Below are 24,319 nucleotides of genomic sequence, written 5' to 3'. Positions count from 1 at the left end.
TTATTGTAGTCCTTTAAATTTGCGCAGTGCCTCGGTCGACACCAGCTTATAGAGTTTATCGCTCGGTCGTATCTTATCGGTGAGCTTCATCGAGAAGCGTTGTCCTTTCTTCACCACATCGACCGGTTGCAGGTCGACACGGGCTTCTTCTAAGGTGGCAAACACCGCGCCGGTGGTAGGGCCGGTAATCAACACCTTGTCGCCCACGTTGAGCTCGGCCGCTTCGACCAGAAACTCTGCCACACCGATGTTGCCAAAGTAGCGGATGCCCTTGCCCACGTATATCTTGCGCTCGGTTGCCTCGGAGCCGTAGTTGCTGCTCCACTCGCCCAAACGCTGGCCGAGGTAGTAGCCGTCCCAGAATCCGCGGTTAAAGACGCACTTGAGCCGCTCGTCCCATCGGGCAATCTTCTCCTCGGTAAAGGAGCGGTCGAAGTAGGCGGCAATGGCCTCTTTGTAGCATTCGATCACCGTACGCACGTATTCGGCTCCACGAGCACGGCCTTCTATCTTGAACACCCGCACGCCGGCATCCATCATCTTGTTCATGAAATGGATGGTTTTCAGGTCCTTGGGCGACATGATGTATTGGTTGTCTACCTCCAGTTCCACACCGGTTTCCTTATCGCGCACCTCGTACGAGCGACGGCAGGCCTGCATGCAGGCACCCCGGTTGGCAGAGCTGTTCATCTCGTGGAGCGACAGGTAGCACTTGCCCGATACCGCCATGCAGAGCGCACCGTGGCAGAACATCTCGATACGGATGAGCTCGCCGCGAGGCCCGCAGATGTGCTCCTCGACGATGCAGCGGTAGATCTCCGCCACCTGATCGAGGTTGAGTTCGCGCGCCAGCACCACCACATCGGCAAAGCGGGCGTAGAAGCGCAAGGCTTCGATGTTCGAGATGTTGAGCTGGGTCGACAGGTGTACCTCCTGCCCGATGCCGAAGGCGTAGTTCATCACCGCCACATCGGCAGCAATGATGGCCGAGATGCCGGCTGCCTTGGCTGCATCGACGATGGTGCGCATCAGCGGCAGGTCTTCGTCGTAGATGATGGTGTTGACGGTGAGGTAGCTCTTCATGCCATGTTCGTCGCACGTTTGAGCGATCTCGCGCAGGTCGTCTACCGTAAAGGTGTTGGCCGAGCGGGCACGCATATTGAGGTTTTCGATACCGAAGTAGATAGAGTCGGCTCCTGCCTGAATGGCCGCTGCGAGCGATTCGCGCGAGCCTACCGGAGCCATTATTTCAAAGTCTTTAATAGAATGAGTCATACAGTAATAAACAATTTATAATGCAAAGGTAGGCTTTTTTCCGTATTTTTGCAGCGAAATAGCTATTAAGTAAACAGTAAAAGCATACTAATCAATGAAGATAGGTCCTATAGATTTGGGCGAACGCCCTGTATTGCTCGCCCCTATGGAGGATGTAACCGACCAAGCCTTCCGCCTGATGTGCAAGAAGTTTGGAGCGGACATGGTCTACACCGAGTTCGTATCGAGCGATGCACTGGTAAGGCTGGTGAACAAAACCACGCAGAAACTGAGCATCAGCAACGAGGAGCGTCCCGTTGCCATCCAGATATACGGCAAGGAGGTAGAAGCCATGGTGGGCGCGGCACGTATTGCCGAAGAGGCACGTCCGGATGTGCTCGACATCAACTTCGGCTGCCCGGTGAAGAAGGTAGCCGGCAAGGGAGCCGGAGCGGGCATGTTGCAGAACGTGCCGAAGATGCTCGAAATCACCCGTGCCGTGGTCGATGCGGTGCAGATACCCGTCACCGTCAAAACCCGTCTGGGGTGGGATGCCGACCACCGCATCATCGTCGATCTGGCAGAGCAGTTGCAGGATTGCGGCATTGCCGCCCTGGCCATCCACGGACGCACCCGGGCACAAATGTACACCGGCGAGGCCGACTGGTCGCTCATCGGGCAGGTGAAGAACAACCCGAGGATGCACATCCCCATCATCGGCAATGGCGACGTGACGAGTGCACAAGGCGCGCGCGACTGCTTCGACCGCTACGGGGTGGATGCGATCATGATCGGGAGGGGCAGCATCGGCCGCCCGTGGATATTCCGCGAGGTGAAGCATTTCCTCGAAACGGGCAGTGAGTTGCCGCGCGAATCGTTCGAATGGTACCTCAACGTATTGCGCGAGGAGACGCTCGACAGCGTGGCGCGGCTCGACGAACGGCGAGGCATCATCCACATCCGCCGCCACCTGGCTGCCACGCCGCTGTTCAAGGGCATCCCCAACTTCCGCGACACACGCATTGCAATGCTTCGCACCGAGTCGGTCGAGGAGCTGTTCCGCCTGTTCGACAGCATCACTCCACCCGAGGATTCGTTGCTATGACACGAAAACCGCCCGGCTGCTTTCAAAACGCAAGCAGACGGGCGGTTTCGCTTACCCTCTCTTCATCCTAAATCACCTAAACAGACGAAGACAGAGCCATCGCACTGCAAGTATATACGGAACGATGTATATACATGCGCGAAAGAGCCTATCTACTGCATAAACATACTCACGTAGAGAGGAAAAGGGCAGGCTTCATCCTACATCACCCCTACCTTGATGATACATCACCCCTACCTTTATCCTACATCAAGGTATAGGTGATGCTGGATGAGGGTATAGGTCATCTTCCGAAAGAGAGAATTCGAGGCAGGAGGAGGCTTGCGAGGGTCGATCCTCTCCCCGTTGCCCGTGCTTCGACTCTCGATTCGGGAGAGCAAACAGACAGGCAAACGGAGCTTTTTCGAGCACACAGACAGCCATCGACCCAATAAGAGAGATTTTTGAAGAGAAACAACCCGACGGGGCATCTATCCGACAGTTGCCCGTTGCCACACAGCGGCTTCTCGGGCATGTGCGATGCGGCAGGGGGCGAACAGGCGATTCCTGCCCCTACTCAAAACGCAAAGTGTCAAAATGATACAGACCGTAAGCGGCTGCTTACTTGAACATCGGCACGGCAAACCACCGTTTATACATCTTCGTCACCAGCACGTAGAGCACGAAGGCAGAGATGAATCCTGCCACGGCATCGATCAGGTAGTGCGCCTGAATATAGACCGTAGCACCGCAGAGCAAGATGTAGAAGGGTAGCAAGAACGCAAAGAGCTTGCGGCTGCCTCGCCACGCCATGATCATGAGCAGCGTCGAAATACCCACGTGCGAACTCGGGAAGGCAGCCGTAGGCCGTTCGCCCACCTGTTGCGACCCCTCAACGAGGTTGTAAAAGAAGCCATGATCGTATCCCGGTCCGGGCAGCAACTCCTGGTGGTGATTGAAGTAGTCGCCTATCGAGGGGAAGTTTCCCTGCGCCACATTCTCCAGCCCGATGGCGGGAAAGTAGTACTGCGGCCCTGCCACCGGCACAAAGATATAGATGAGATAGTAGATGAAAAACGTGGTGACGATGACGAACGAGAGCTTCTCGAACAGCTCGTAGCGGAAGATAAAGTAGTACATCGTCACGACCAGTATCATCGGATAATAAGAGAAATAGCCCAAGTTAAAGGCCTCACTCACCCACATATGGGGCATCGAATGGCAAAACCAGATGGCAGGCTGTCCGCCAAACATCCACTGCTCGGCCGAGGCAAACAGGTGATCGAGGTTGGGGAAGAAGCGGTTGAACTCGTACGTATCGGGATACCAATACGACAACAAACTCATCTGAATGGCGATGCGTACAAAAGCGGAGAGCTTGCACGGAGCCAGCCGATAGAGATACATCAGCAAAAAAGTCATGCCCGCAATCATCGCCCTATCCAGTAGCATATGCCACGGATGATCCAACTGCTGGAACAGGAACAAAATCAATATGGAGGTTAGCAGGTTGTAGATCAACGTAACCTTCTCTACCGCGAACAAGCCCTTGCGGCTCTCTACGCGCTTAAACAAATCTAAAGCCATTCTTCCTTCTTATACCAGGCAATCGTCTCCCTGACTCCACGCTCCAAATCGTATCCGGGTACGAAGCCCAATTCCTCTCTGATAGGTGTCGTGTCGCATTGCCAATTTCGTTGTTTCATTATCTTATACTTGTCCGAGTTCAAGGTGCTACTCTTCCCGGAAAGGCGAGCAATGAATTCGGCGAGCAAAGATATAACTTTTAGCACAATTAACGGACATTTTACGTGGATAACCATCGGGTTGCCCAATTCTTTTTGTATCAGATCCGAAAACGAACGGCTACTGTACACCCCCCCGTCGGACAGGAAGTAAGCACGGCGCGATACGCCCTTGTCGATACCCAGAAAGATGGCCTCAACCATATCTCGCACGTAGATGAACGTAATATCCTGCCGCCGATAACCCACCGAGAAGTCGAGATGCCGCCGGATGGACTTGGCCATCAGGAAATAATCTGCCTCGCGCGGACCGTACACCCCCGTGGGGCGGTAGATAACGTAGGGAAAGCCGGGAATACTCTGAATATACAACTCTGCCTTGAGCTTGCTCAACCCGTAGGCGGTGTTGGGCGCAGGCGTGTCGCACTCGCGAATGGGCTGATAGTCTTTCTCGCGCACAGGTCCGTATACGCTCAGCGTGCTGACGTAGATGAACTGACGGGGAACCATGTCGAGTTCGCGCAGCGTATCGATGAAGTATTTCGTCTGAAGATAGTTGACACGGTCGAACTCGCCCTTGTCCTTGCACTTGGTAACTCCGGCACAATGCACCACATAATCGAAGGCTCCATGAGCGTCCTTATGCTCCGACAAACGGGTCTTGAGCCGGTGGGGGTGTGCGAAGTCCAGCTCCAGCAACCGGATGCCCGGCTCCTTTAAGTACTTCTTACTACTCGATGCACGAACACCTGCCCATACCGAAAACTGTCTACGCAAGGCCTCTTCGACTATAAAACTTCCGATAAATCCGCTTGCTCCCGTTATTAGAATACTTGCCATAGATATTGATTGAATGTGCGAATATGCTTATGATAGCCACATCATTATGCCGATAAATTTGTTATTACAGGGCAAATGTACGTGAAAATCTTGAATTATTAATATTTAATCATTTACTTTGTACCTAACAACTGTTTTTAAAAACGATTCAATTATGGCAAAGAAGAAAGAAAAGAAAGAAAAAAAGGCCGGCAAACGAATGAAGAAAAAAGAACTGGCCCATTTGCTAGTTGACTTTTTCCAGGCCAAATCGGGCGAGATGCTCAGCATGAAGTACATCTTTTCCGAACTAAAGCTGACTACACATCCGCAGAAGATGCTCTGTGTAGACCTCATACACGATTTGCTCGACGATGACTACATCACCGAAATAGAAAAAGGAAAGTTCCGCCTCAACAGCCACGGAACCGAGATGACCGGTACGTTTCAGCGCAAAAGCAACGGCAAGAACTCCTTCATCCCCGAAGACGGAGGCGATCCCATCAGCGTAGCCGAACGCAACTCGGCTCATGCCATGAATAACGACAAGGTGCGCATCATGTTCTACGCCAAGCGCAAGAACAAAGAGGCCGAAGGCGAGGTACTCGAAGTACTCGAACGCGCCAACGATACCTTCGTGGGCACACTCGAGGTAACCAATACCTACGCCTTTCTGGTCACCGAGAACCGCACACTCGCCAACGATATCTTCATCCCCAAGGATAAACTCAAAGGGGGCAAGAGTGGCGACAAGGCGATCGTACGCGTCACCGAATGGCCAGAGAAGGCAAAGAACCCCATCGGACAGGTGATCGATATCCTCGGCAAAGCCGGCGACAACACTACCGAGATGCACGCCATTCTGGCTGAATTCGGACTGCCCTACATCTATCCGCAATCGGTAGAGAAGGCAGCCGACGCCATACCGGCCGAGATCAGCGAAGAGGAGATAGCCCGCCGCGAAGACTTCCGCCGGGTAACCACCTTTACCATCGACCCCAAAGATGCCAAAGACTTTGACGATGCCCTCTCCATCCGCCCCTTAAGCAATGGTCTGTGGGAGATCGGCGTACACATTGCCGACGTAAGCCACTACGTGAAGGAAGACAGTATCATCGACAAAGAGGCGCAGAAGCGTGCCACATCGGTCTATCTGGTCGACCGCACCATCCCCATGCTGCCCGAACGCCTGTGCAACTTCATCTGCTCGCTTCGCCCCAACGAAGAGAAGCTGGCCTACTCCGTTATTTTCGACATCAACGAAAAGGGCGAGGTGAAGAACTCACGCATTGTACACACCGTCATCAACTCCGACCGCCGCTTCACCTACGAAGAGGCTCAGGCAGTAATCGAGACCAAAGAGGGCGACTACAAAGAGGAGATATTGATGATGGACACCATCGCCAAGGCCTTGCGCGAGAAACGCTTTACGGCAGGCGCCATCAACTTCGACCGCTACGAGGTGAAGTTTGAGATCGACGCCAACGGCAAGCCCATCAGCGTCTACTTCAAAGAATCCAAGGATGCCAATAAGCTGGTCGAGGAGTTCATGCTGCTCGCCAATAAGACCGTAGCCGAGAAGATAGGTAAAGTGCCCGGGGGCAAGAAACCGAAGGTATTCCCCTACCGTATTCACGACCTGCCCGACCCGGAGAAGCTCGAGAACCTATCGCAGTTTATCGCCCGCTTCGGCTATAAAGTACGCACCACGGGAACGAAGACAGACATCTCGAAATCAATCAACCACCTGCTCGACGACATTCACGGCAAGAAGGAGGAGAACCTGATCGAAACGGTATCGATACGTGCCATGCAGAAGGCTCGCTACTCCACCCACAACATCGGGCACTACGGACTGGCATTCGAGTATTACACCCATTTCACCTCACCCATCCGCCGGTTCCCCGATATGATGGTGCACCGCCTGCTGACGAAATACCTCGACGGCGGACGTACCGTGTCGGAAGCCAAATACGAAGGGCTGTGCGAGCACAGTTCGAGTATGGAGCAGATTGCCGCCAATGCCGAACGCGCCTCGGTGAAATACAAGCAAGTAGAGTTTATGAGCGAGCACGTGGGACAAACGTTCGACGGTGTTATCTCGGGCGTAACCGAATGGGGCTTGTACGTAGAACTGAACGAGAATAAATGCGAAGGCTTGGTTCCGGTTCGCGACCTTGACGATGATTACTACGAGTTTGACGACAAGAACTACTGCTTGCGCGGACGTCGTAAGAATAAGCTATACAGTCTGGGCGACTCGATTACGATCAAGGTGGCACGTGCCAACCTGGAGAAGAAACAATTGGACTTTACGTTGGTATAAATGAAAACAATCATCATAGAAGATCAACAGCGGGTAGAAGAGATTATCTCCCGCTGCGACATCTGCTTTGTCGGCATCACCGACCTGGAAGGAAACCCGTATGTAATTCCCATGAACTTTGGCTATCGTAACGGGGTTATCTACCTGCATTCGGGGCCAACAGGCAGTAGCATTGATATGCTGGCGCATAACAACAGGGTATGCGTAACGTTCAGTGTCGACCACGAATTAGTGTTTCAACACCCCAAGGTGGCTTGCAGCTATCGCATGAAGGCGAAAAGTGTCATTTGCAGAGGTCACGTGGAATTCATTGACGACATGGATCACAAGCGCGAAGCACTCAACATCATCATGAAACAGTACAGCAGCCGGGAGTTTATATACTCAGAACCGGCTGTCCGTAATGTGAAGATATGGGAAATACCTATCGATCAGGTATCGGCAAAAGAGTATGCCGTACCCCATTAAAGGGGATACTCCTCAAAGGCATACAAAAGAGTAGACAAGTAGCGTTCTCCCGTATCGGGCAAGAGCGCTACAATTGTTTTACCCGCATTCTCGGGGCGCTTTGCCAACTCCGTAGCTGCATACACAGCTGCTCCGGAAGAGATGCCCACCAGCAGGCCTTCTTGGGCTGCCAGTTCACGACTGGTGCGAATGGCATCGTCATTGGTTACCTGCAATATCTCATCAACGATAGCGGGGTTGTAGGTTTTCGGAACAAACCCGGCACCAATACCCTGAATCTTGTGAGGCCCCGGCTTACCACCCGATAGTACGGGAGAATCAGTAGGCTCAACAGCTACGATCTTAATTTCTTTTTTATGTTCCTTCAATGCTTTGCCTACACCACTGACGGTACCGCCTGTGCCCACACCGGCCACAAAGATGGCTACTTCACCGTCTGTATCGCGCCATATCTCCTGTCCCGTTGTACGCGCATGCACAGCAGGATTGGCAGGATTTTCAAACTGCTGTAAGATAACAGCACCTTGCGTTTCTGCTTTCAGCTCTTCGGCTTTGGCAATCGCTCCTTTCATACCTTCAGCGCCTGGAGTCAAAACCAAGGTGGCACCCAGCGCTTTCAAGAGGTTTCTACGCTCCATGCTCATGGTGTCGGGCATGGTTAGTACCAACTTATAGCCTTTGGAAGCTGCCACGAAAGCAAGTCCCACACCGGTGTTTCCGCTGGTAGGCTCAATAATGGTAGCACCGGGCAAGAGCAAGCCCTTGTCTTCGGCATCCTCGATCATGGCGAGCGAGATGCGGTCTTTAACACTTCCTGCCGGATTAAAATACTCGAGTTTTACCACCAGCTTTGCTTGAAGATGCTTTCTCTCGTTGTAATTACTTAACTCCAGTAACGGAGTGTTGCCAACCAAATCGGTCAGCTTTTTTGCAATCTTTCCCATACCTTTGTTTTATTGTTTTTATTATAGGACAAAGATAGTCGGGTTTTAGTTCATTGGAAATACCATACTTATGGTAAATTCGTACTATGAGTGAGGGATGGTTTGAAGAAAAACCAATATCTTTGGAACGAAATATATGAATTTATCACCGTGAAAAGATTATTTGCACTTACCTTTTGTCTGATTTATATCATAGGAAGTACACAGGCACGTAACGATAATTACTACTTCTGGACAATGGATATTGATAAAGGGCTATCTAACTCGAATATCACTTCCATTCTCTTAGACAGTAAAGGCATATTATGGGTTGGCACTGCCTTCGGATTGAACCGATATGATCGTCATGAAATGAAGAACTATTTTAAGAAAGAAGAAGATCCCTGTTCGCTACCCGGTAACTTTATCTCTTTTGTAGTAGAGGGACCTCAAAATAGCATCTGGGTTTCGACTTCTTACGGCCTTGCTCAGTATGATAAAGTGCTGGACGGATTTAAAACGATAACGAACGAACCCATGACGGTGTATTCGGCTTATGCTACAGATAAGGAACTATGGTTTGGTGGAACACAAACACTCTATCAATATGACCTCGAGCATGACTTTTTCAAGAAGATTACACTAAAGAGAAAAGACAATACTGCCTTCCATATTACCCACATTTTTCATCAGAAGAAAGATGTGCTTACACTTATCTGTCAGGACTCTGAGATATGGGAGTATAACTATCGTAGCAATCGCTTCTACCCTTCTGTATATCGAACATTATCAGGCAACATTACGGCAGCTTATCTGGACAACAATCAAAATTTATATATATCTTTCTATCGCAAGGGACTTGCTGTATTCGACCGGTATGGAAATCTAAAAAAAGAATTCACAACAGAAAACTCAGCACTTACCAATAATTTAATTATTGATATTCTAGAGAAAGACGGAGATTTATGGTTAGCAACTGATGGCGGAGGTATTAATATTCTTCATTTAGATACCCCATATTCCATTTCGTCATTAATTCACATTCCGGGAGAATCCCGTTCATTGCCCGACAATGCTATCAGATGTTTATATAAAGATCGACAGCAAAACATTTGGGCAGGAAGCGTACGAGCGGGATTATTCGAAATAAAAAAGACATCCATACAAACTTATGGTGAAGTACCTCAAGATAATCCTTACGGAGTAACGAGTAGAGCAGTAAATAGCCTATGTAAAGACAAGCAAGGATTTATATGGGTCGGCACCGATGGTGGAGGAGTGAATCGATTTGATCCGGCAACACAGACCTTTAAACATTTTGTATCGACACACAACCAAAAAGTAATTTCAATCGTTGATTATTCATCGACAGAATTATTTATTTCACTGTACAATAATGGAGTGTATCGTTTCAATAAGGCAACCGGAAGATACACCCCGTTTGTTCTTGTTAACGAGCAAATTAGCCACGGTGAGTATTATTCAAGATACTTGGAGCAGATTTTCAGGGTATCAGACGAGTGCTTTCTGTTTCTTGGTCAAACACCCTACGTATACCGCAAATCAACACAGTCTTTTTCTATTTTGAAGAACCGTGAACACCCGTTGGGAATACCGGGGCTACGTATGATTTCCCAAAAAGAGAGCATCGTATATCTTTTATCTGGAAATAGCCTACTGAGTGCTGACCTGAAAACGGACTCTCTCTCCTTACTTTTCACTCAATCCGGACAAGAAGCTATTGAGGTGGCCGGACAAGATAGAAATGGTCGCTTTTGGATGGGAACTAACCGGGGATTAAGAGTGTTTGATCTGCATACACGAACATACGAAAAGATACAAACATCTCTTTTTGAAAGAGTTTCGGCCGTAGTGATAGAAAAAGATAATATTTGGATCGGAGCACAAAACGGACTGTTCTCATACGATACAAGAACGAAGAAGTTCTCAACCTGGCAGGAGTCAGACGGGTATACAGCCAACGAGCTCTCGAATGCTTACGCAATTCCTGATTCGACCCCATATCTATACATAGGCGGAAACCACGGGTTGGTACAAATCCGGAAGTCGATTGCTTCTATCAGCAATACTCTTCTCCAAATCGAACTGGCCGACGTAATGTTAGATAAAGTATCCTACTGGCGGCAACTCGAAAAAGAGGCTCCGAACTACCGAAAGTTCTCGATACCTTGGGACTATAAATCATTGAAAATAAAGATTGTATCCATCGAACAAGATCTATTCAAAAAGAGACTTTTCCGATACAACATATTCAAATTTACAGCGCAGGGTGGCGAAAGTAAAAAGATAGAAAGTTACAGTCCCACACTTGACCTCGATCTGCTATCCCCGGGTGATTATGCTATTCAGGTATCTTGCTATACCAATAATGGAGAGTGGAGCAAACCACAGCAAGTTCTTCAACTATCGGTTACCCCCCCTTGGTATAAAGACTATCGGATCATCTTATTGCTTGTTTTCTTTTTACTAATCTTACTTATTTGGCAAACCATTGCTATTGTTCGGCGTAAGGAGGAAAAGATGAAATGGAAAATGGGCGAAGTGATACAACAAACGAATCAAGAGAAAATTCAGTTTCTCATTAATATCAGTCATGAATTGCGCACGCCGCTCACACTGATTTATACACCATTAAAAAAAGTCATCGACAAGATCGACTCGGAAATCGTTGCTCCCGAAGATTGGCGAAACATTAGAGGACAGCTAATCAACGTACATAAATCGGCCAACCGAATGAGAGATATTATCAATATGACACTGGATGTGAACCGGATCAGCGATCAAGAGAATGCTTTACAAAGCTATCCTCATATGCTAAACGAATGGATTTACTCAGTATCGGAAGAGTTTAAGTATGAATTAGAGAGGAAACAGATATCTTTAGTATATCAGTTAGATGAAAGTATAGGAACGGTCTGCTTTGATGACCATAAGTGCGAATCCGTACTCTCTAATATGTTGATGAACGCACTCAAATTTACACCTGAGGAGAGCCGGATTATCCTTTCAAGCAGCATCGTCAATAACAGCGTACGGATTAGTGTATCCGATCAGGGAATCGGGTTGAAGCAGGTAGATCCGCAGCAACTGTTCAGTCGGTTTTATCAGGGAAAGCACAATAAAGGTGGAAGTGGAATCGGACTATCATACGCAAAAACAATCATACAAAAACACGGGGGTATCATCGGCGCATTCAATAACCCTGACCGAGGAGCGACCTTCTACTTCGAGTTACCATTGACTATACAAGAAGACAGTAAAGCACCCGAAGTCGAGACAAAGACGCTTGTTACCGAGACCTTCGATACCACACCATATTCTGTAATAATAGCCGAAGATAATACAGACTTGCGCCGGTTCTTGGCAGAAGCACTCAAAAGTAGCTTTCGAGTAATTTATACCGCTCCGAATGGTAAGGAAGCTTGGGCTATTATAGCTGAGAAACTACCAGATATCATTATCAGTGATGTGATGATGCCTTTGGTCGATGGATATGAACTTTGCCGGAAAATTAAAAGTGAAAGTAAAACCAATCATATACCTGTTATACTGCTCACCGCCAGAGGAGACACGGACAGTAGCACTGCGGGGTATAAACTGGGAGCCGACGCTTACGTTTCCAAGCCTTTCGATATGGAGTTCTTACAGACTCTCATTCGCAATCTGTTACAGAACCGGGCAAAGATGAAAGCAAGATACAAAGATTTGCTTTTCCGGGGAGCCGACGAAATGGCAGAAAAAAGTATGGTAAACAGTGATGAAGAGTTTCTGCTCAAGTTTAACAAACTGGTACTTGATCATCTATCATCCAAAGAACTGGACATCAAATTTATCACCGAACAGATGAACATGAGTCGATCTCCACTTTATGCCAAGCTGAAGGGGTTGACTGACATGGGTGTCAATGACTATATCAACCACCTCCGGGTAGAAAAGGCATCCGAACTATTACTACAAGCCAAACATCTGTCAATAGCTGATATATCGATCGAAGTCGGGTTCGAGTACCAACGTTACTTCAGCACCCTTTTTAAGCAAATCAAAGGAATGACACCGACACAATATAGGCAACAGGATAACCTGAGTACTGAAAACAGGATAGATCAGGACGGATCAGGAAATTAAAAGAACTGTTCAGGAAATAACTAAAAGCAATAATATGGATATTTGCACCCATGCATTTTTCACCTTTTTAATAGTGTTTATATGAAAGACAAAACGTTTCTAATGAAGTTACTTCTTTTCATCTGTCTATGGACCGGAGTATCGGCTTGGGCATTAGCACAAACAAAAGAACTGGCACCTGGTCGAGAGGGAACGTCAGTTCAACCCCTCCTACCCATCCCAGAAAAGAAACAGGTGGAATGGCAAAAGATGGAAACTTATGCTTTTGTACACTTCGGGCTCAACACGTTTAACGACAGAGAATGGGGATACGGTGATGCCGACCCTAAGACCTTTAACCCATCGAATCTGGATTGCGAACAATGGGTACAAACCTTTGTAAAATCGGGTATGAAAGGTGTTATTTTAACAGCCAAGCATCACGATGGATTCTGTCTGTGGCCTACTCAGTATACCGATTACAGTATTAAGCAATCTCCCTGGAAAAACGGGAAAGGCGATTTGGTACGTGAACTGGCCGATGCCTGCAAAAAATACGGTATCAAATTTGCGGTTTACCTTTCTCCCTGGGATCGTCATCAGGCTTTTTATGGTACTCCCGAGTATGTAGAGTATTTCCATAAACAACTTGCCGAGCTTATGACAAACTATGGAGAGGTATTTGAAGTCTGGTTTGATGGAGCAAACGGTGGAGACGGATGGTATGGTGGATCCAAAGACTCTCGTTCCATTGATCGAAAACTATATTACGACTATCCGCGCATTTACCGCTTACTAGATAAGGTACAACCTCAAGCTATCGTATTCTCCGATGGAGGTCCCGGCTGTCGCTGGGTAGGCAACGAGAATGGCTATGCAGGCGAAACCAACTGGTCTTTTCTGCGCGAAGGAGAGGTTTATCCGGGCTATGCCAACTACCGTGAGCTGCAATACGGACATGCCGATGGCAATCAGTGGGTAGCAGCCGAGTGTGATGTGTCTATTCGCCCGGGGTGGTTTTATCATGCCAATGAAGATGACCGAGTGAAAAGTGTAGAGCACTTGACCGACCTGTATTACAGAAGTGTAGGACACAATGCAACCTTGTTATTAAACTTTCCTGTAGACCGCACCGGACGGATTCATCCAATAGACTCTACCCGCGCAGTGATGTGGTATCAGCAGATACGTGCTGAGCTCAATCACAACCTACTATCGGGTATCGTACCCGAAGCGAGCAACAGCCGTTCGAAAGAGTACTCGCCTGCATGCATTACTGATGGGAATTACGATTCTTACTGGGCTACGTCCGATGGGATAACCGCTGCTTCACTGACCTTTACGTTCACGAAACCGACTCCGCTTAATCGCCTTCTTATTCAGGAATACATTCCACTCGGACAGCGAGTGAAGGCATTCCGTATTGAAGTATATGCCAACGGTCAATGGCAACCCGTATCCACAGGCGAAGAGACTACTACTGTGGGGTATAAGCGTATCCTGCGTTTTCCTTCAACAACAGCCGACCGTCTGCGCATCCACTTTACAGATGCCAGAGATCCGCTAACAATCAACAATATAGAAGCTTATTTTTCAGACACCGTTACGACACCACAAGAGAGCACCACCGTTACTACACAGACACCATCAATACCTTATCAAATAAAAGGTATCAGCGACCGGAAAAGCCGGAAAGCTTACGACAAGAATACAAATACGACTTGCTTTATCAATAGCCACAGCCTTACTTTTGATTTAAAAAAAAACCAAACAGTTTCTATGTTAACCTATTTACCGGATCAGGCTTCATACCCCAGCGGGCTTATCTCATCCTATGAGTTATATACCGCATCGAAACCCGACCAGCCTGAGAGGATTATAGCTAAGGGCGAGTTTTCGAATATCAAGAGTAACCCGATTGAACAGGTAGTTCGATTCGCCCCGGTGACAACCCGCTACTTGATATTAAAAGTGACTCGTACGGTAGACAATGATCCGCAAATCGGTTTGGCCGAATGGAGCTTTCAGAAATAAATAATTATTAAAAACACGATACGTTATGAATAAACTATTTTCCTTCCTTTTCGTCTTATTGCTTAGCGCGATGGCAACTTATGCCGCTCCAATCCGCGTAGCTTGTATAGGCAACAGCATCACTTATGGAGCCGGAATAGCCAATCGAGAGAAAAATTCTTATCCCGCCCAATTGCAATCATATCTGGGAGATGACTATGAAGTGGAAAACTTCGGAGTATCGGCTACTACCCTACTGTCAAAGGGAGATTCGCCTTACATCAAAACCGATGCCTACCGCAAATCACAGGAGTTTCAACCGGATATCATACTAATCAAGCTAGGTACTAACGACTCCAAGCCACAAAATCGTAAATACAATGACGATTTTAAGGCAGACTATCAGGCCCTCATTGATAGTTACCGAAAACTCGAATCACATCCCCGTATTATCTTACTGACTCCTGTGCGTTGCTTTTTACCCGACGAACCGGGAATCAGTAACCTTGTGATAGAGAAGTTCACTCGCCCTGCAATAGAAGAGATAGCCTATAGCAACAATCTGGAAGTAATTAACCTTTTCAATCTGTTTGGCGACAAATGGGAAGGAAGCATGATGCCCGACAAACTACATCCATCTTCTATCGGAGCCGGAAAAATAGCCCGAAAGATATACGAATACTTAACACTTAAACCGGAGATTGGGAAAGACCTCACACAAGCTCTAAATCTTAAAGAGGACAAGAAGTTCAATTTTCATGGTTATCAGGGCTACGAATTTACCAATGATGGCACCAAATGCTTTGTTGTGCAACCACGTACCGAGGCAAAAGGAAAACCGTGGATGATCCGTGCACGCTTTTGGAATCACGAACCACAAACAGACATTGATATGTTGGAAAATGGTTTCCATATCGTATACTGTGATGTGGCAGGCTTATACGGCTCCCCCGAAGCCGTAGCCCGATGGAACAGTTTCTACAAGCGCATGCGTAAAGCCGGCTTCCATAAGAAAGTTGTTCTTGAAGGTATGAGCCGCGGTGGTCTTATCATCTACAACTGGGCTGCCCAGAATCCGGAAAAAGTAGCCTGCATCTATGCCGACGCTCCTGTGATGGATATAAAAAGCTGGCCAATGGGTAAAGGAACATCTGCCGGATCGAAAGCCGAAACAGAGCAACTCATGAAATCCTACAAATTTGCCAATGAGCAAGAGGCACTTAATTATAAACAAAATCCGATAGACCATGCAGCAATATTAGCCAAAGCAAACATACCAATGTTGCACGTAGTAGGCGATACCGATAAGGTAGTACCAACAGCAGAGAATACGGACATCTTCGAAGCCAGACTCCGGGAGCTGAACAAACCATTGACCGTCATACACAAACCGGGAATAGGGCATCACCCCCATTCTCTCAATAATCCGGAACCTATTGTTCGTTTCATCCTTACAGCTACAGGTAGAGAGCGCAACCCGTGCATCCTTGCAGTTCCGGGAAATGAGTTCCGTTCGGCCGCCGGATGGGTAGAGGGTAATGAATGGCATAGTGTATCAGAGGATATTACCCGCACCCTCGAAGGGAAAAACCTCAAACTACTCTTGCTGGGAAACTCAATTACACAGGGATGGGGCGGAAACCGCAAAGCAGTGAGCTATAAGCCGGGAAAAACAGTCATGGATAATGCTATCGGTAAGGATCAGTGGGAAAGTGCCGGTATATCAGGAGATCGTACTCAAAACCTGCAATGGCGCATTCGTCACGGAAACTACAACAGCGCTCATCCGAAAAATGCGATAATCGCCATCGGCATCAACGACCTGATCGGAGAAAATGAGACACCCGAGCATGTAGCCGAAGGCATCATCGCAGTAACTCAAGAAGCACGCAAACAGTTGCCGGACACACGAATTATCCTTATGGGATTACTACCGTCAGGCAAGGAGGGAAATAGTGCCATTCGTATCAAATGCAACAAAATTCATCAGATACTGGCACGCACCAAGCTAAAAGGAGTAGAGTATATCAATCCGACTCAATGGTTCGTTGAAGCCGATGGCACCATGAAAGACGGACTTTACGGAGGCGATTATATACACCTGACCACTGCCGGATATCAGGTATGGGCAGCCGAGATAGCTAAACTGATCGGGCAGTAAACCACATCCCTACTATTTATTTCTTTTGTAAAGCCATCCTTATCGCATACGCGGTAGGGGTGGTACGGGGAACCTATGTCCATACTCAAATCGCACTTCCTCCTATTTTTACCGATTACGTGCTACCAAAGTGCTCTTGTATGGAGTTAGAAAATAACCGACAGAACAATCAGAATTGTAAGTCATTCGAAGTGATAACGTAGAAAAAGACCTAAGCTCCTCTTAATGAACTTAGGGCGAAATAAGAACCACATTTATTAACCTTAAAAACAACAATTATGTCAAAAAGGACAAAGACGGTTGGCTTGATTTTTATGAGTTTCGCGCTAAGCTTTCCCGGAAGTGTATTCGCAGAAACAACACATGGATCATTCGTTGCCGACATTACACAACAACAGACTGCCATAACAGGAACTGTTACAGACGACGCAGGAGAGCCTATTATTGGTGCATCAATCGTCATCAAAGGTGCTCAGACCGGTACAATTACTGACTTGGACGGTAATTTTAAACTCAATGCTCCTAAAGGTGCGACACTTATTATTTCGTACATCGGTTATATTTCCCAGGAGGTAGCCGTAACAGGAAAAGTAATCCATATCAAACTACAAGAGAATACCAAACAACTAGATGAAGTAGTCATTGTCGGTTTTGGTACGCAGAAAAAAGTAAATCTCACTGGAGCAGTAGGTACAGTGAGCGACGAGGTACTTCAATCACGCCCCGTAACGAATGCAACTCAAGCCCTACAAGGGGTACTTCCCGGCTTGAACATCATGATGAACAGTGCGGGTGGAGAGCTAAATAACGGTATGAATATTAATATTCGCGGAGCGGGTACTATCGGAAGCGGCTCAAAATCGTCTCCGCTGATTCTTATCGATGGAATGGATGGAGACATTAATGCCCTCAATCCACAGGATATCGAAAACGTTACCGTGCTGAAAGATGCCGCCGCCGCATCTGTCTATGGATCAAGAGCCTCTTTTGGTGTCATTCTGGTGACAACCAAAAAAGGAAAAGCAGGGAAACCCAATGTAGCATACAACGCCAGCTTCCGCTTATCTTCACCTACCCGGATGGCTGAAATGATGGATTCGTATAGCTTTGCCAATTACTATAACTTAGCATCGACAAACGCAAATCAAGGTGTTGTATTTGACAAGGAAACGATGGATCGAATTGTTGCCTTTCAAAAAGGTGAAATAACAACTCAGAGTATACCCGACAAAAATAACTCCAATTTATACAATGCCTGGGAATATGGTAATAACAACGTTGACTGGCTAAAAGAGCATTACAAAAGCAACGCTTTTGCCCATGAGCAGAATGTATCGATCAATGGGGGTAGTGAAAGCGTACAATATTATATTTCGGGGAATTACCTGGATCAGAATGGACTGTTACGCTATGGAGATGATAATTTCCAGCGTTATGCCTTTTCTACAAAAATCAATGCAAAGTTAGCCGACTGGGCTTCGATCAATGTCTCTACAAAATTTACTCGTGCCGACACCGATCAACCTCAATTCTTAACAGACAACAGCCGACTATTCTATCAAGGATTATCGCGCACATGGCCAACCGTACCCGGAAACTATGAGCATGGCGGCAATACCTATGCCACCTATATTCCTGCTTTGCGTGATGGGGGACGCGCCAAAACACAAGACGATTACTTATACCAACAATTGCAACTTGTTCTGGAACCCATCAAAAATTGGAAAATCTTTGCTGAAGGTAATTATAGAACTCGCAATCTCTTTGTCCACAACGAAGTATTACCTATAAAAGAGGTGGGTATCGATGGCGTTAATTTTAATGTAATGCCTGTTGGTTCCTATGCAACAGGGCTTTCCCGTGTTACCGAAAAAGGGTACAGAGAGAACTTCTTCAATACCAATTTATATACCGAGTATGGACAAACGATCAATGACACACATACGTACAAAGCAATGATCGGATTCAATGCGGAATTGAATAAAGACAGAGGCATTCAGGCTTATCGGGACGGATTGATTACTCCTTTCTTACCGACCATCAATACAGCAACAGGTGCTGACAAAATAACAGACGGAAGCTATAATCATTGGGCAACCGCCGGTTTCTTTGGTCGGGTAAATTATGACTATAAAGGACGATACTTGTTGGAAGCCAATTTACGTTATGACGGTACTTCTCGTTTTTTGAGCGAAGAGCGCTGGAACTGGTTCCCCTCTTTATCAGGTGGCTGGAATATTACACACGAACCATTTATGGAGTCGTTGAGTAAAGAGGTCAGCCTGCTGAAAGTTAGAGCATCCTATGGTACATTAGGTAATCAAAATACAGAATCGTTGTACCCATTCTACTCATTGATGAAGATAACAGCCAATGGCAGCAACTGGCTATTGAACGGAACAAATCCCAATAAAATAGAAGCAGCGCCCCTCATTAGCAAATATTTAACCTGGGAGAAAGTGGAATCTTGGAATATAGGACTCGACTTTGGTTTTTTTAATAACAGGCTTAGTGGCTCTTTCGACTGGTTTAACCGCTATACGCGCAACATGGTAGGTCCTGCTCCGGAACTTCCTCTTACACTAGGAACCAGCGTTCCAAAAATGAATAATGCCGACCTTAAAACGGCAGGCTGGGAGTTGAGTATCGGTTGGAGAGATCGTTTGAAAAACGGATTGTCATATGGGGTAAGGTTTACTGTAGCCGATGCACGCTCTAAGGTAATGAAATACCCGAATGAATCAAACAACATTTTAAACTATGATAATGGCACAAAGATTTATCATGTCGGACAATATCTAGGTGAAATATGGGGATATACCACCCTTGGCATCGCAAAAACCAACGATGAAATGAATGCACACTTATCCAAAGTAAACCAAAATGCATTGGGTTCAGAATGGGCCGCCGGCGACATTATGTATGCCGATTTGAATGGAGATGGAGAAATCAATGGCGGAAAAAGCGTATTGGGAGATATGGGTGACAAAAAAATTATTGGCAACGACACCCCACGCTATAACTTCGGACTCACCTTAGATGGCGATTGGAAAGGATTTGATTGCTCTGTTTTCTTTCAGGGAACCATGAAACGCGATTTGTGGCTGGGTAGTCCTCAGTTATTTGGTGCTACTAGTAAGTGGCATGGTATGGGTTTGAAAGCACACGAAGACTACTTCCGCTTAGCTGATGACCCCATGGGTGAAAACCTGAATGCTTACTATGCACGTCCTATTTTTGATAATGCAAAGAACCAACAGATTCAGACACGCTATCTACAAAGTGGTGCTTATATCCGTTTAAAAAATGTTCAGTTAGGATACACCCTCCCTCTTATTCTGAGTCAGAAGGCAGCTATGCAAAAGCTTAGATTATTTGTTTCTGCAGAGAACCTATGGACAGGCACTAGTTTAAGCAAAGCTTTTGATCCTGAATCTTTCTCAGGCGATCAGGGAGCCGGACGCTCTTACCCTCTCCAGACGACTATATCTTTTGGCTTAAGTGTTAACTTTTAATTCGACAAAATAATGAAAATAACAATAAACAAAACATGGAGCTCATGTATTTGCGGCATAGCACTCTTGGGCTTGACATCGTGTAATGACTTCCTCGATAGGGCACCTTTATCGGCAGTATCACCCGACAAGTTTTTTATGTCCGAATCGGATTTAGCCTCTTATTCAATCACTCTTTACAGTTTTCGTACACCGGAAGGATGGACCATGATGAGCGGTGAAGATAATAATACTGACAATCAAGCGGCCGTATCACCCGGGAACCGCTTCTCACCAGGCAATTATCGCGTAGACAAGAATGGTGGAAACTGGGAGTTCAAAACAATTTATAACTGTAACTATTTTCTGGATGCAGTATTAGAGCGTCAAAAATTAAACTTAATTCAAGGAAACACCGAAAACATCAATCATTATATCGGCGAAGTCTATTTTCTACGAGCCTATAACTACTTCCTGAAATTAAAAGAATATGGAGACTTCCCTATCATTAAAACAACACTACCGGATGAGGAACCGGCACTGATTGAGGCTAGTAAACGAATGCCAAGAAATGAGGTTGCCCGTTTCATTTTATCCGATTTAGACAATGCGATCAACCTGCTTAAACAGGTTTCTCCTAATCAGAAAAATCGAATATCCAAAGATGTTGCCTATTTGTTCAAATCGAGAGTAGCTCTGTTCGAAGCTTCCTGGCTGACAAACTTTAAGGGTACCCCTTTCGTGCCCCAAGGTTCAAACTGGCCGGGAGCAACGAAAGAATATAACGCTTCTTATCATTTTCCTACCGGAAGTATTGAAAAAGAAATAGAGTTCTTTTTGGAACAAGCAATTGAGTCATCGGCTGTAGTGGCAGACAAGATTCAGTTGACCACAAACACAAAAAATGAAACAGAACTCACAAAGGAGATTCAGAACCCTTACTTTAAGATGTTTAGCGACGAAAATCTGGAAGGATATCCTGAAGTTTTGTTTTGGAGAGATTACGATGCCGTATTGTCATCACATGTAACGACACGCTATCTATATTACGGTAGTAACGGATCTGGCTACACCAAAGGGTTTGTCGAATCATTCCTTATGGAAAACGGCTTACCGATCTATGCCTCAACAGACTATAAGGGAGACCGTGATTTTGACTCCTTCCGTCAAAAACGCGATTGGAGACTACGCTTATTCTGCAAGATCAAAGGAGATTATTTATACAGTGACAATGGCGATAACTTCTTTGCCCATCCAATGATTATCAGCTCTTCGGACGAACGAGACGTCACCGGTTACAGCTTGAGAAAATATTGCAATTTTAAATTCTATCCGGGAGCATTTGTAGATACAGGTTGGCCTATCTTCCGCGCGGCAGAAGCCTATCTGAATTATATGGAAGCATACTATATGCGACACAACTCCTTAAACGAGAAGGCGAAAAAGTATTGGATCGAGATTCGCAACAGAGCAGGTGTTGATACCGATTTTGAGAAAACCATTGCCGCTACCGATATAGCCAAAGAGGCAAAGGGCGACTGGGCAGCTTATACAGCCGGTAAACTTCTGACGGATGCTACCATGTATAATATTCGCCGCGAACGCCGTTGTGAGTTTATCGGAGAAGGTTTCCGGTACGACGATTTACGTCGTTGGAGAGCTATCGATCAGCTAATAACAACTCCTTATATCATTGAGGGATTCAATTTATGGGATAGCAATTTTAAAGAGTATGTGAATGCAGACGGAGAAACCACGTTGATTGTTGGTGGAACAAGAGCCAATGTCTCTCCTAAAACTCAGAGCACTTACCTGCGCCCTTATCAAATTGTGGAAGAGAACAACCGATTTTACAATGGTTATAAATGGCATGCAGCCCATTATCTAGCACCTATTGCAATGGATAATTTCATACAAACGGCTGCTCCGGGCAATAAGGAAGATCTGACAACATCTCCTATTTATCAGAATCCGGGTTGGCCTACCACCGCACAGCAAGGTCCCGGAGCGGTAAACGGGTTTTGATGTTTAATTTAAATTTATAAATAAGCATGATGCTTTCAAATTCCTCTTACTCAAATAGAGGAGTTTGAAAGCATTTGCTTTATATTTGCAACATTAAATTCTTTAATTTCGATTATAAACATGAAGAAACACAGCTTTATCATCTTAGCCATGCTCGCATGCAGCATGGCACTACAAGCACAAACCAAGTGGGAAAATCCCTTGAAACAAAGCTTCGCCACCATTGCCGGACGAGCCTGGAACGAAGAGATAAAAGAGACGTATGACCGCCTGCCTCAGCGTGCCAAAGACAAAGTACGCACCCCGCTTTGGAACCTATCCAGAGAGAGTGCCGGATTATCGGTATCGTTTTACTCCAATGCACCCGAAATCAAAGTGAGATATACCGTCAGAGGAGGATCCTCAATGCCTCACATGCCGTCGACAGGAGTATCGGGCGTCGATTTGTATGCCATCGACAGCGACGGACGCCAACGTTGGTGCGGAGCACAATATGCGTTTGGCGATACGGTAACCTATACCTACCGCAAACTGTCGTATGAGAGCCGACACGGGCAAGGATACGAATACCGTCTTTTCCTACCTCTTTACAACTCGGTTTCGTGGTTGGAGATAGGTGTTCCGACCGAATCGTCTCTGAGTTTCCTTCCAGTTTCGTCCGAAAAGCCCGTGGTGGTATATGGCACTTCCATCGCACAGGGAGCTTGCGCTTCACGCCCGGGGATGGCATGGACCAATATCGTAAGTCGCCAGACAGCACATCCGGTGGTCAATCTGGGCTTCTCGGGAAACGGAAAGCTCGAAACCGAACTGTTTCAATTGCTTGCCGAGATAGATGCCAAACTATACATCATCGACTGCATGCCTAACCTTCCCGGCGAAGAGGCATCCAAACTCATTTACGACCGTACGCTCCAAGGAGTCGATATCTTACGCAAACAGAGTCAGGCACCCATCTTATTGGTCGAACACGCCGGATATACCAACGACCTCACTTCCAAAGAGACGGAAACCTCTTATAAGGTAGCCAACGTAGAGTTACGCAGAGCATACGAAGCACTCCAAAAAAAGGGAGTACCCCAGATTTATTACCTCACCAAAGAGGAGATCGGCCTATCTATCGATGCTGCCGTAGAGGGAGTGCATCCCAACGATTTGGGTATGCAACAATATGCCGACAGCTACACCCGAAAAATTAAAGAGATTTTGCACGAAGAGAGCAACAGTCTCAGCACCTGTTCGCCTTGCAAACAACGCCGCGAACCGGATATGTACGAGTGGAACAAGCGCCACGAACAGATACTGAAACTAAACAAAGAGCAAGCACCCGATATTGTAATGATCGGTAACTCCATCACCCACTATTGGGCAGGTGAGCCGGTAGCCCCCAAACAGTCGGGTGCAAAGGCTTGGGAGAAGCTATTCAAAGGCAAGGTTGTCCGCAACCTCGGCTTCGGCTGGGACAGAGTGGAGAATGTGCTCTGGCGTATCTATCATGGCGAACTCGATGGCTATCAGGCCAAACAAATCTTTCTGATGATTGGCACGAACAATCTCGAGATGAACAGTGACGAGGAGATTATCGAAGGACTGCAACAAGTAGTCAAGGCTATTCAATACCGCCAACCGCAAGCAAAGCTGTGCATCGTAGGCATCTTACCCCGAAAAGGAATGGAAAAACGGGTAGCCACCTTCAACCAGCGCCTGCAACAGCAGTTGGCCGCCAGTGGAGCAACCTATGTGAATCTCACGCCGGCATTGACCAACAAGAACGGGGCAATCGACCTCTCTTTGTTTAGTGACGGATTGCATCCGAACGAAAAAGGATACGAGCGTATAGCCAAGGAGTTGAAGGAGCTGATAGTCATCTAATACGAATGAA

Annotated in this window: 14 protein-coding genes; 10 read left to right on the top strand and 4 right to left on the bottom strand. The window is 46.8% G+C overall.

Going from position 1 to position 24,319, the window contains the following annotated elements; all coding sequences use genetic code 11:
- Nucleotides 1-1,275, bottom strand: coding sequence for a peptidase U32 family protein (locus TY03_RS00650; RefSeq protein WP_042366417.1), 1,275 nt, complete (start codon nucleotides 1,273-1,275; stop codon nucleotides 1-3).
- A 94-nt stretch (nucleotides 1,276-1,369) separates the two neighbouring features.
- Between TY03_RS00650 and dusB the strand changes: the two genes are divergently transcribed.
- Nucleotides 1,370-2,359: a tRNA dihydrouridine synthase DusB gene (dusB, locus tag TY03_RS00645; RefSeq protein ID WP_042366416.1), complete on the top strand. Its 990-nt coding sequence runs from the start codon at nucleotides 1,370-1,372 to the stop codon at nucleotides 2,357-2,359.
- A gap of 443 nt (nucleotides 2,360-2,802) precedes the next feature.
- Nucleotides 2,803-2,967 carry a hypothetical protein gene (locus TY03_RS22270; RefSeq protein WP_154663586.1) on the top strand — a complete coding sequence of 55 codons (165 nt, stop codon included), beginning with the start codon at nucleotides 2,803-2,805 and terminating at the stop codon, nucleotides 2,965-2,967.
- Here the strand turns inward: TY03_RS22270 and TY03_RS00640 are convergent.
- Both TY03_RS00640 and TY03_RS00635 read right to left on the bottom strand, forming a co-directional pair.
- Nucleotides 2,960-3,925 carry a phosphatase PAP2 family protein gene (locus TY03_RS00640; protein WP_042366413.1) on the bottom strand — a complete coding sequence of 322 codons (966 nt, stop codon included), beginning with the start codon at nucleotides 3,923-3,925 and terminating at the stop codon, nucleotides 2,960-2,962. The genes TY03_RS22270 and TY03_RS00640 overlap by 8 nt on opposite strands.
- Nucleotides 3,916-4,923 (bottom strand): NAD-dependent epimerase/dehydratase family protein, encoded by a 1,008-nt coding sequence (locus TY03_RS00635; RefSeq protein ID WP_042366411.1) that lies wholly within the window; start codon nucleotides 4,921-4,923, stop codon nucleotides 3,916-3,918. Before TY03_RS00635 ends, TY03_RS00640 begins: the two co-directional genes overlap by 10 nt.
- Nucleotides 4,924-5,077: 154 nt before the next feature.
- Between TY03_RS00635 and rnr the strand changes: the two genes are divergently transcribed.
- Both rnr and TY03_RS00625 read left to right on the top strand, forming a co-directional pair.
- Nucleotides 5,078-7,228 carry a ribonuclease R gene (rnr, locus tag TY03_RS00630; protein ID WP_042366410.1) on the top strand — a complete coding sequence of 717 codons (2,151 nt, stop codon included), beginning with the start codon at nucleotides 5,078-5,080 and terminating at the stop codon, nucleotides 7,226-7,228.
- The gene (locus TY03_RS00625) at nucleotides 7,229-7,696 is read left to right on the top strand and encodes a pyridoxamine 5'-phosphate oxidase family protein (RefSeq protein WP_042366408.1); all 468 of its coding nucleotides are present in this window, start codon (nucleotides 7,229-7,231) and stop codon (nucleotides 7,694-7,696) included.
- On the opposite strand, the gene cysK is transcribed toward TY03_RS00625, so the two are convergent.
- Entirely contained in the window at nucleotides 7,693-8,640 is a 948-nt protein-coding gene (gene cysK, locus TY03_RS00620) for a cysteine synthase A (protein WP_042366406.1), read from the bottom strand. The genes TY03_RS00625 and cysK overlap by 4 nt on opposite strands.
- A 150-nt stretch (nucleotides 8,641-8,790) precedes the next feature.
- Between cysK and TY03_RS00615 the strand changes: the two genes are divergently transcribed.
- The 6 genes from TY03_RS00615 (at nucleotide 8,791) to TY03_RS00590 (ending at nucleotide 24,309) form a co-directional block, all read left to right on the top strand.
- Nucleotides 8,791-12,765: a hybrid sensor histidine kinase/response regulator transcription factor gene (locus tag TY03_RS00615; protein WP_042367226.1), complete on the top strand. Its 3,975-nt coding sequence runs from the start codon at nucleotides 8,791-8,793 to the stop codon at nucleotides 12,763-12,765.
- Nucleotides 12,766-12,846: 81 nt separating this feature from the next.
- Nucleotides 12,847-14,778 carry an alpha-L-fucosidase gene (locus TY03_RS00610; protein ID WP_230201863.1) on the top strand — a complete coding sequence of 644 codons (1,932 nt, stop codon included), beginning with the start codon at nucleotides 12,847-12,849 and terminating at the stop codon, nucleotides 14,776-14,778.
- A 25-nt stretch (nucleotides 14,779-14,803) separates the two neighbouring features.
- Nucleotides 14,804-16,918, top strand: coding sequence for a GDSL-type esterase/lipase family protein (locus TY03_RS00605; RefSeq protein ID WP_042366404.1), 2,115 nt, complete (start codon nucleotides 14,804-14,806; stop codon nucleotides 16,916-16,918).
- A 278-nt stretch (nucleotides 16,919-17,196) separates the two neighbouring features.
- Nucleotides 17,197-20,433, top strand: coding sequence for a SusC/RagA family TonB-linked outer membrane protein (locus TY03_RS00600; protein WP_042366402.1), 3,237 nt, complete (start codon nucleotides 17,197-17,199; stop codon nucleotides 20,431-20,433).
- 12 nt (nucleotides 20,434-20,445) lie between these two features.
- Entirely contained in the window at nucleotides 20,446-22,437 is a 1,992-nt protein-coding gene (locus TY03_RS00595) for a RagB/SusD family nutrient uptake outer membrane protein (RefSeq protein WP_042366400.1), read from the top strand.
- 114 nt (nucleotides 22,438-22,551) lie between these two features.
- Entirely contained in the window at nucleotides 22,552-24,309 is a 1,758-nt protein-coding gene (locus TY03_RS00590) for an SGNH/GDSL hydrolase family protein (protein WP_449374809.1), read from the top strand.
- Nucleotides 24,310-24,319 lie beyond the last annotated feature (10 nt).

It is taken from the genome of Bacteroides neonati (genome assembly GCF_000499785.1).
GTDB lineage: Bacteria > Bacteroidota > Bacteroidia > Bacteroidales > Bacteroidaceae > Bacteroides > Bacteroides neonati.
The sequence above is the reverse complement of the archived record's forward strand: the minus strand, read 5'-3'. Positions and strand labels throughout refer to the sequence as shown.

Excerpts from the sequence above, each read along its gene's own strand:
- TY03_RS00605 (WP_042366404.1), top strand. The coding sequence starts at position 14,804 with ATGAATAAACTATTTTCCTTCCTTTTCGTCTTATTGCTTAGCGCGATG.
- TY03_RS00625 (WP_042366408.1), top strand. The coding sequence starts at position 7,229 with ATGAAAACAATCATCATAGAAGATCAACAGCGGGTAGAAGAGATTATC.
- TY03_RS00600 (WP_042366402.1), top strand. The coding sequence starts at position 17,197 with ATGTCAAAAAGGACAAAGACGGTTGGCTTGATTTTTATGAGTTTCGCG.
- TY03_RS00650 (WP_042366417.1), bottom strand. The coding sequence starts at position 1,275 with ATGACTCATTCTATTAAAGACTTTGAAATAATGGCTCCGGTAGGCTCG.
- dusB (WP_042366416.1), top strand. The coding sequence starts at position 1,370 with ATGAAGATAGGTCCTATAGATTTGGGCGAACGCCCTGTATTGCTCGCC.
- rnr (WP_042366410.1), top strand. The coding sequence starts at position 5,078 with ATGGCAAAGAAGAAAGAAAAGAAAGAAAAAAAGGCCGGCAAACGAATG.
- TY03_RS00595 (WP_042366400.1), top strand. The coding sequence starts at position 20,446 with ATGAAAATAACAATAAACAAAACATGGAGCTCATGTATTTGCGGCATA.
- TY03_RS00610 (WP_230201863.1), top strand. The coding sequence starts at position 12,847 with ATGAAAGACAAAACGTTTCTAATGAAGTTACTTCTTTTCATCTGTCTA.
- TY03_RS00635 (WP_042366411.1), bottom strand. The coding sequence starts at position 4,923 with ATGGCAAGTATTCTAATAACGGGAGCAAGCGGATTTATCGGAAGTTTT.
- cysK (WP_042366406.1), bottom strand. The coding sequence starts at position 8,640 with ATGGGAAAGATTGCAAAAAAGCTGACCGATTTGGTTGGCAACACTCCG.
- TY03_RS00640 (WP_042366413.1), bottom strand. The coding sequence starts at position 3,925 with ATGGCTTTAGATTTGTTTAAGCGCGTAGAGAGCCGCAAGGGCTTGTTC.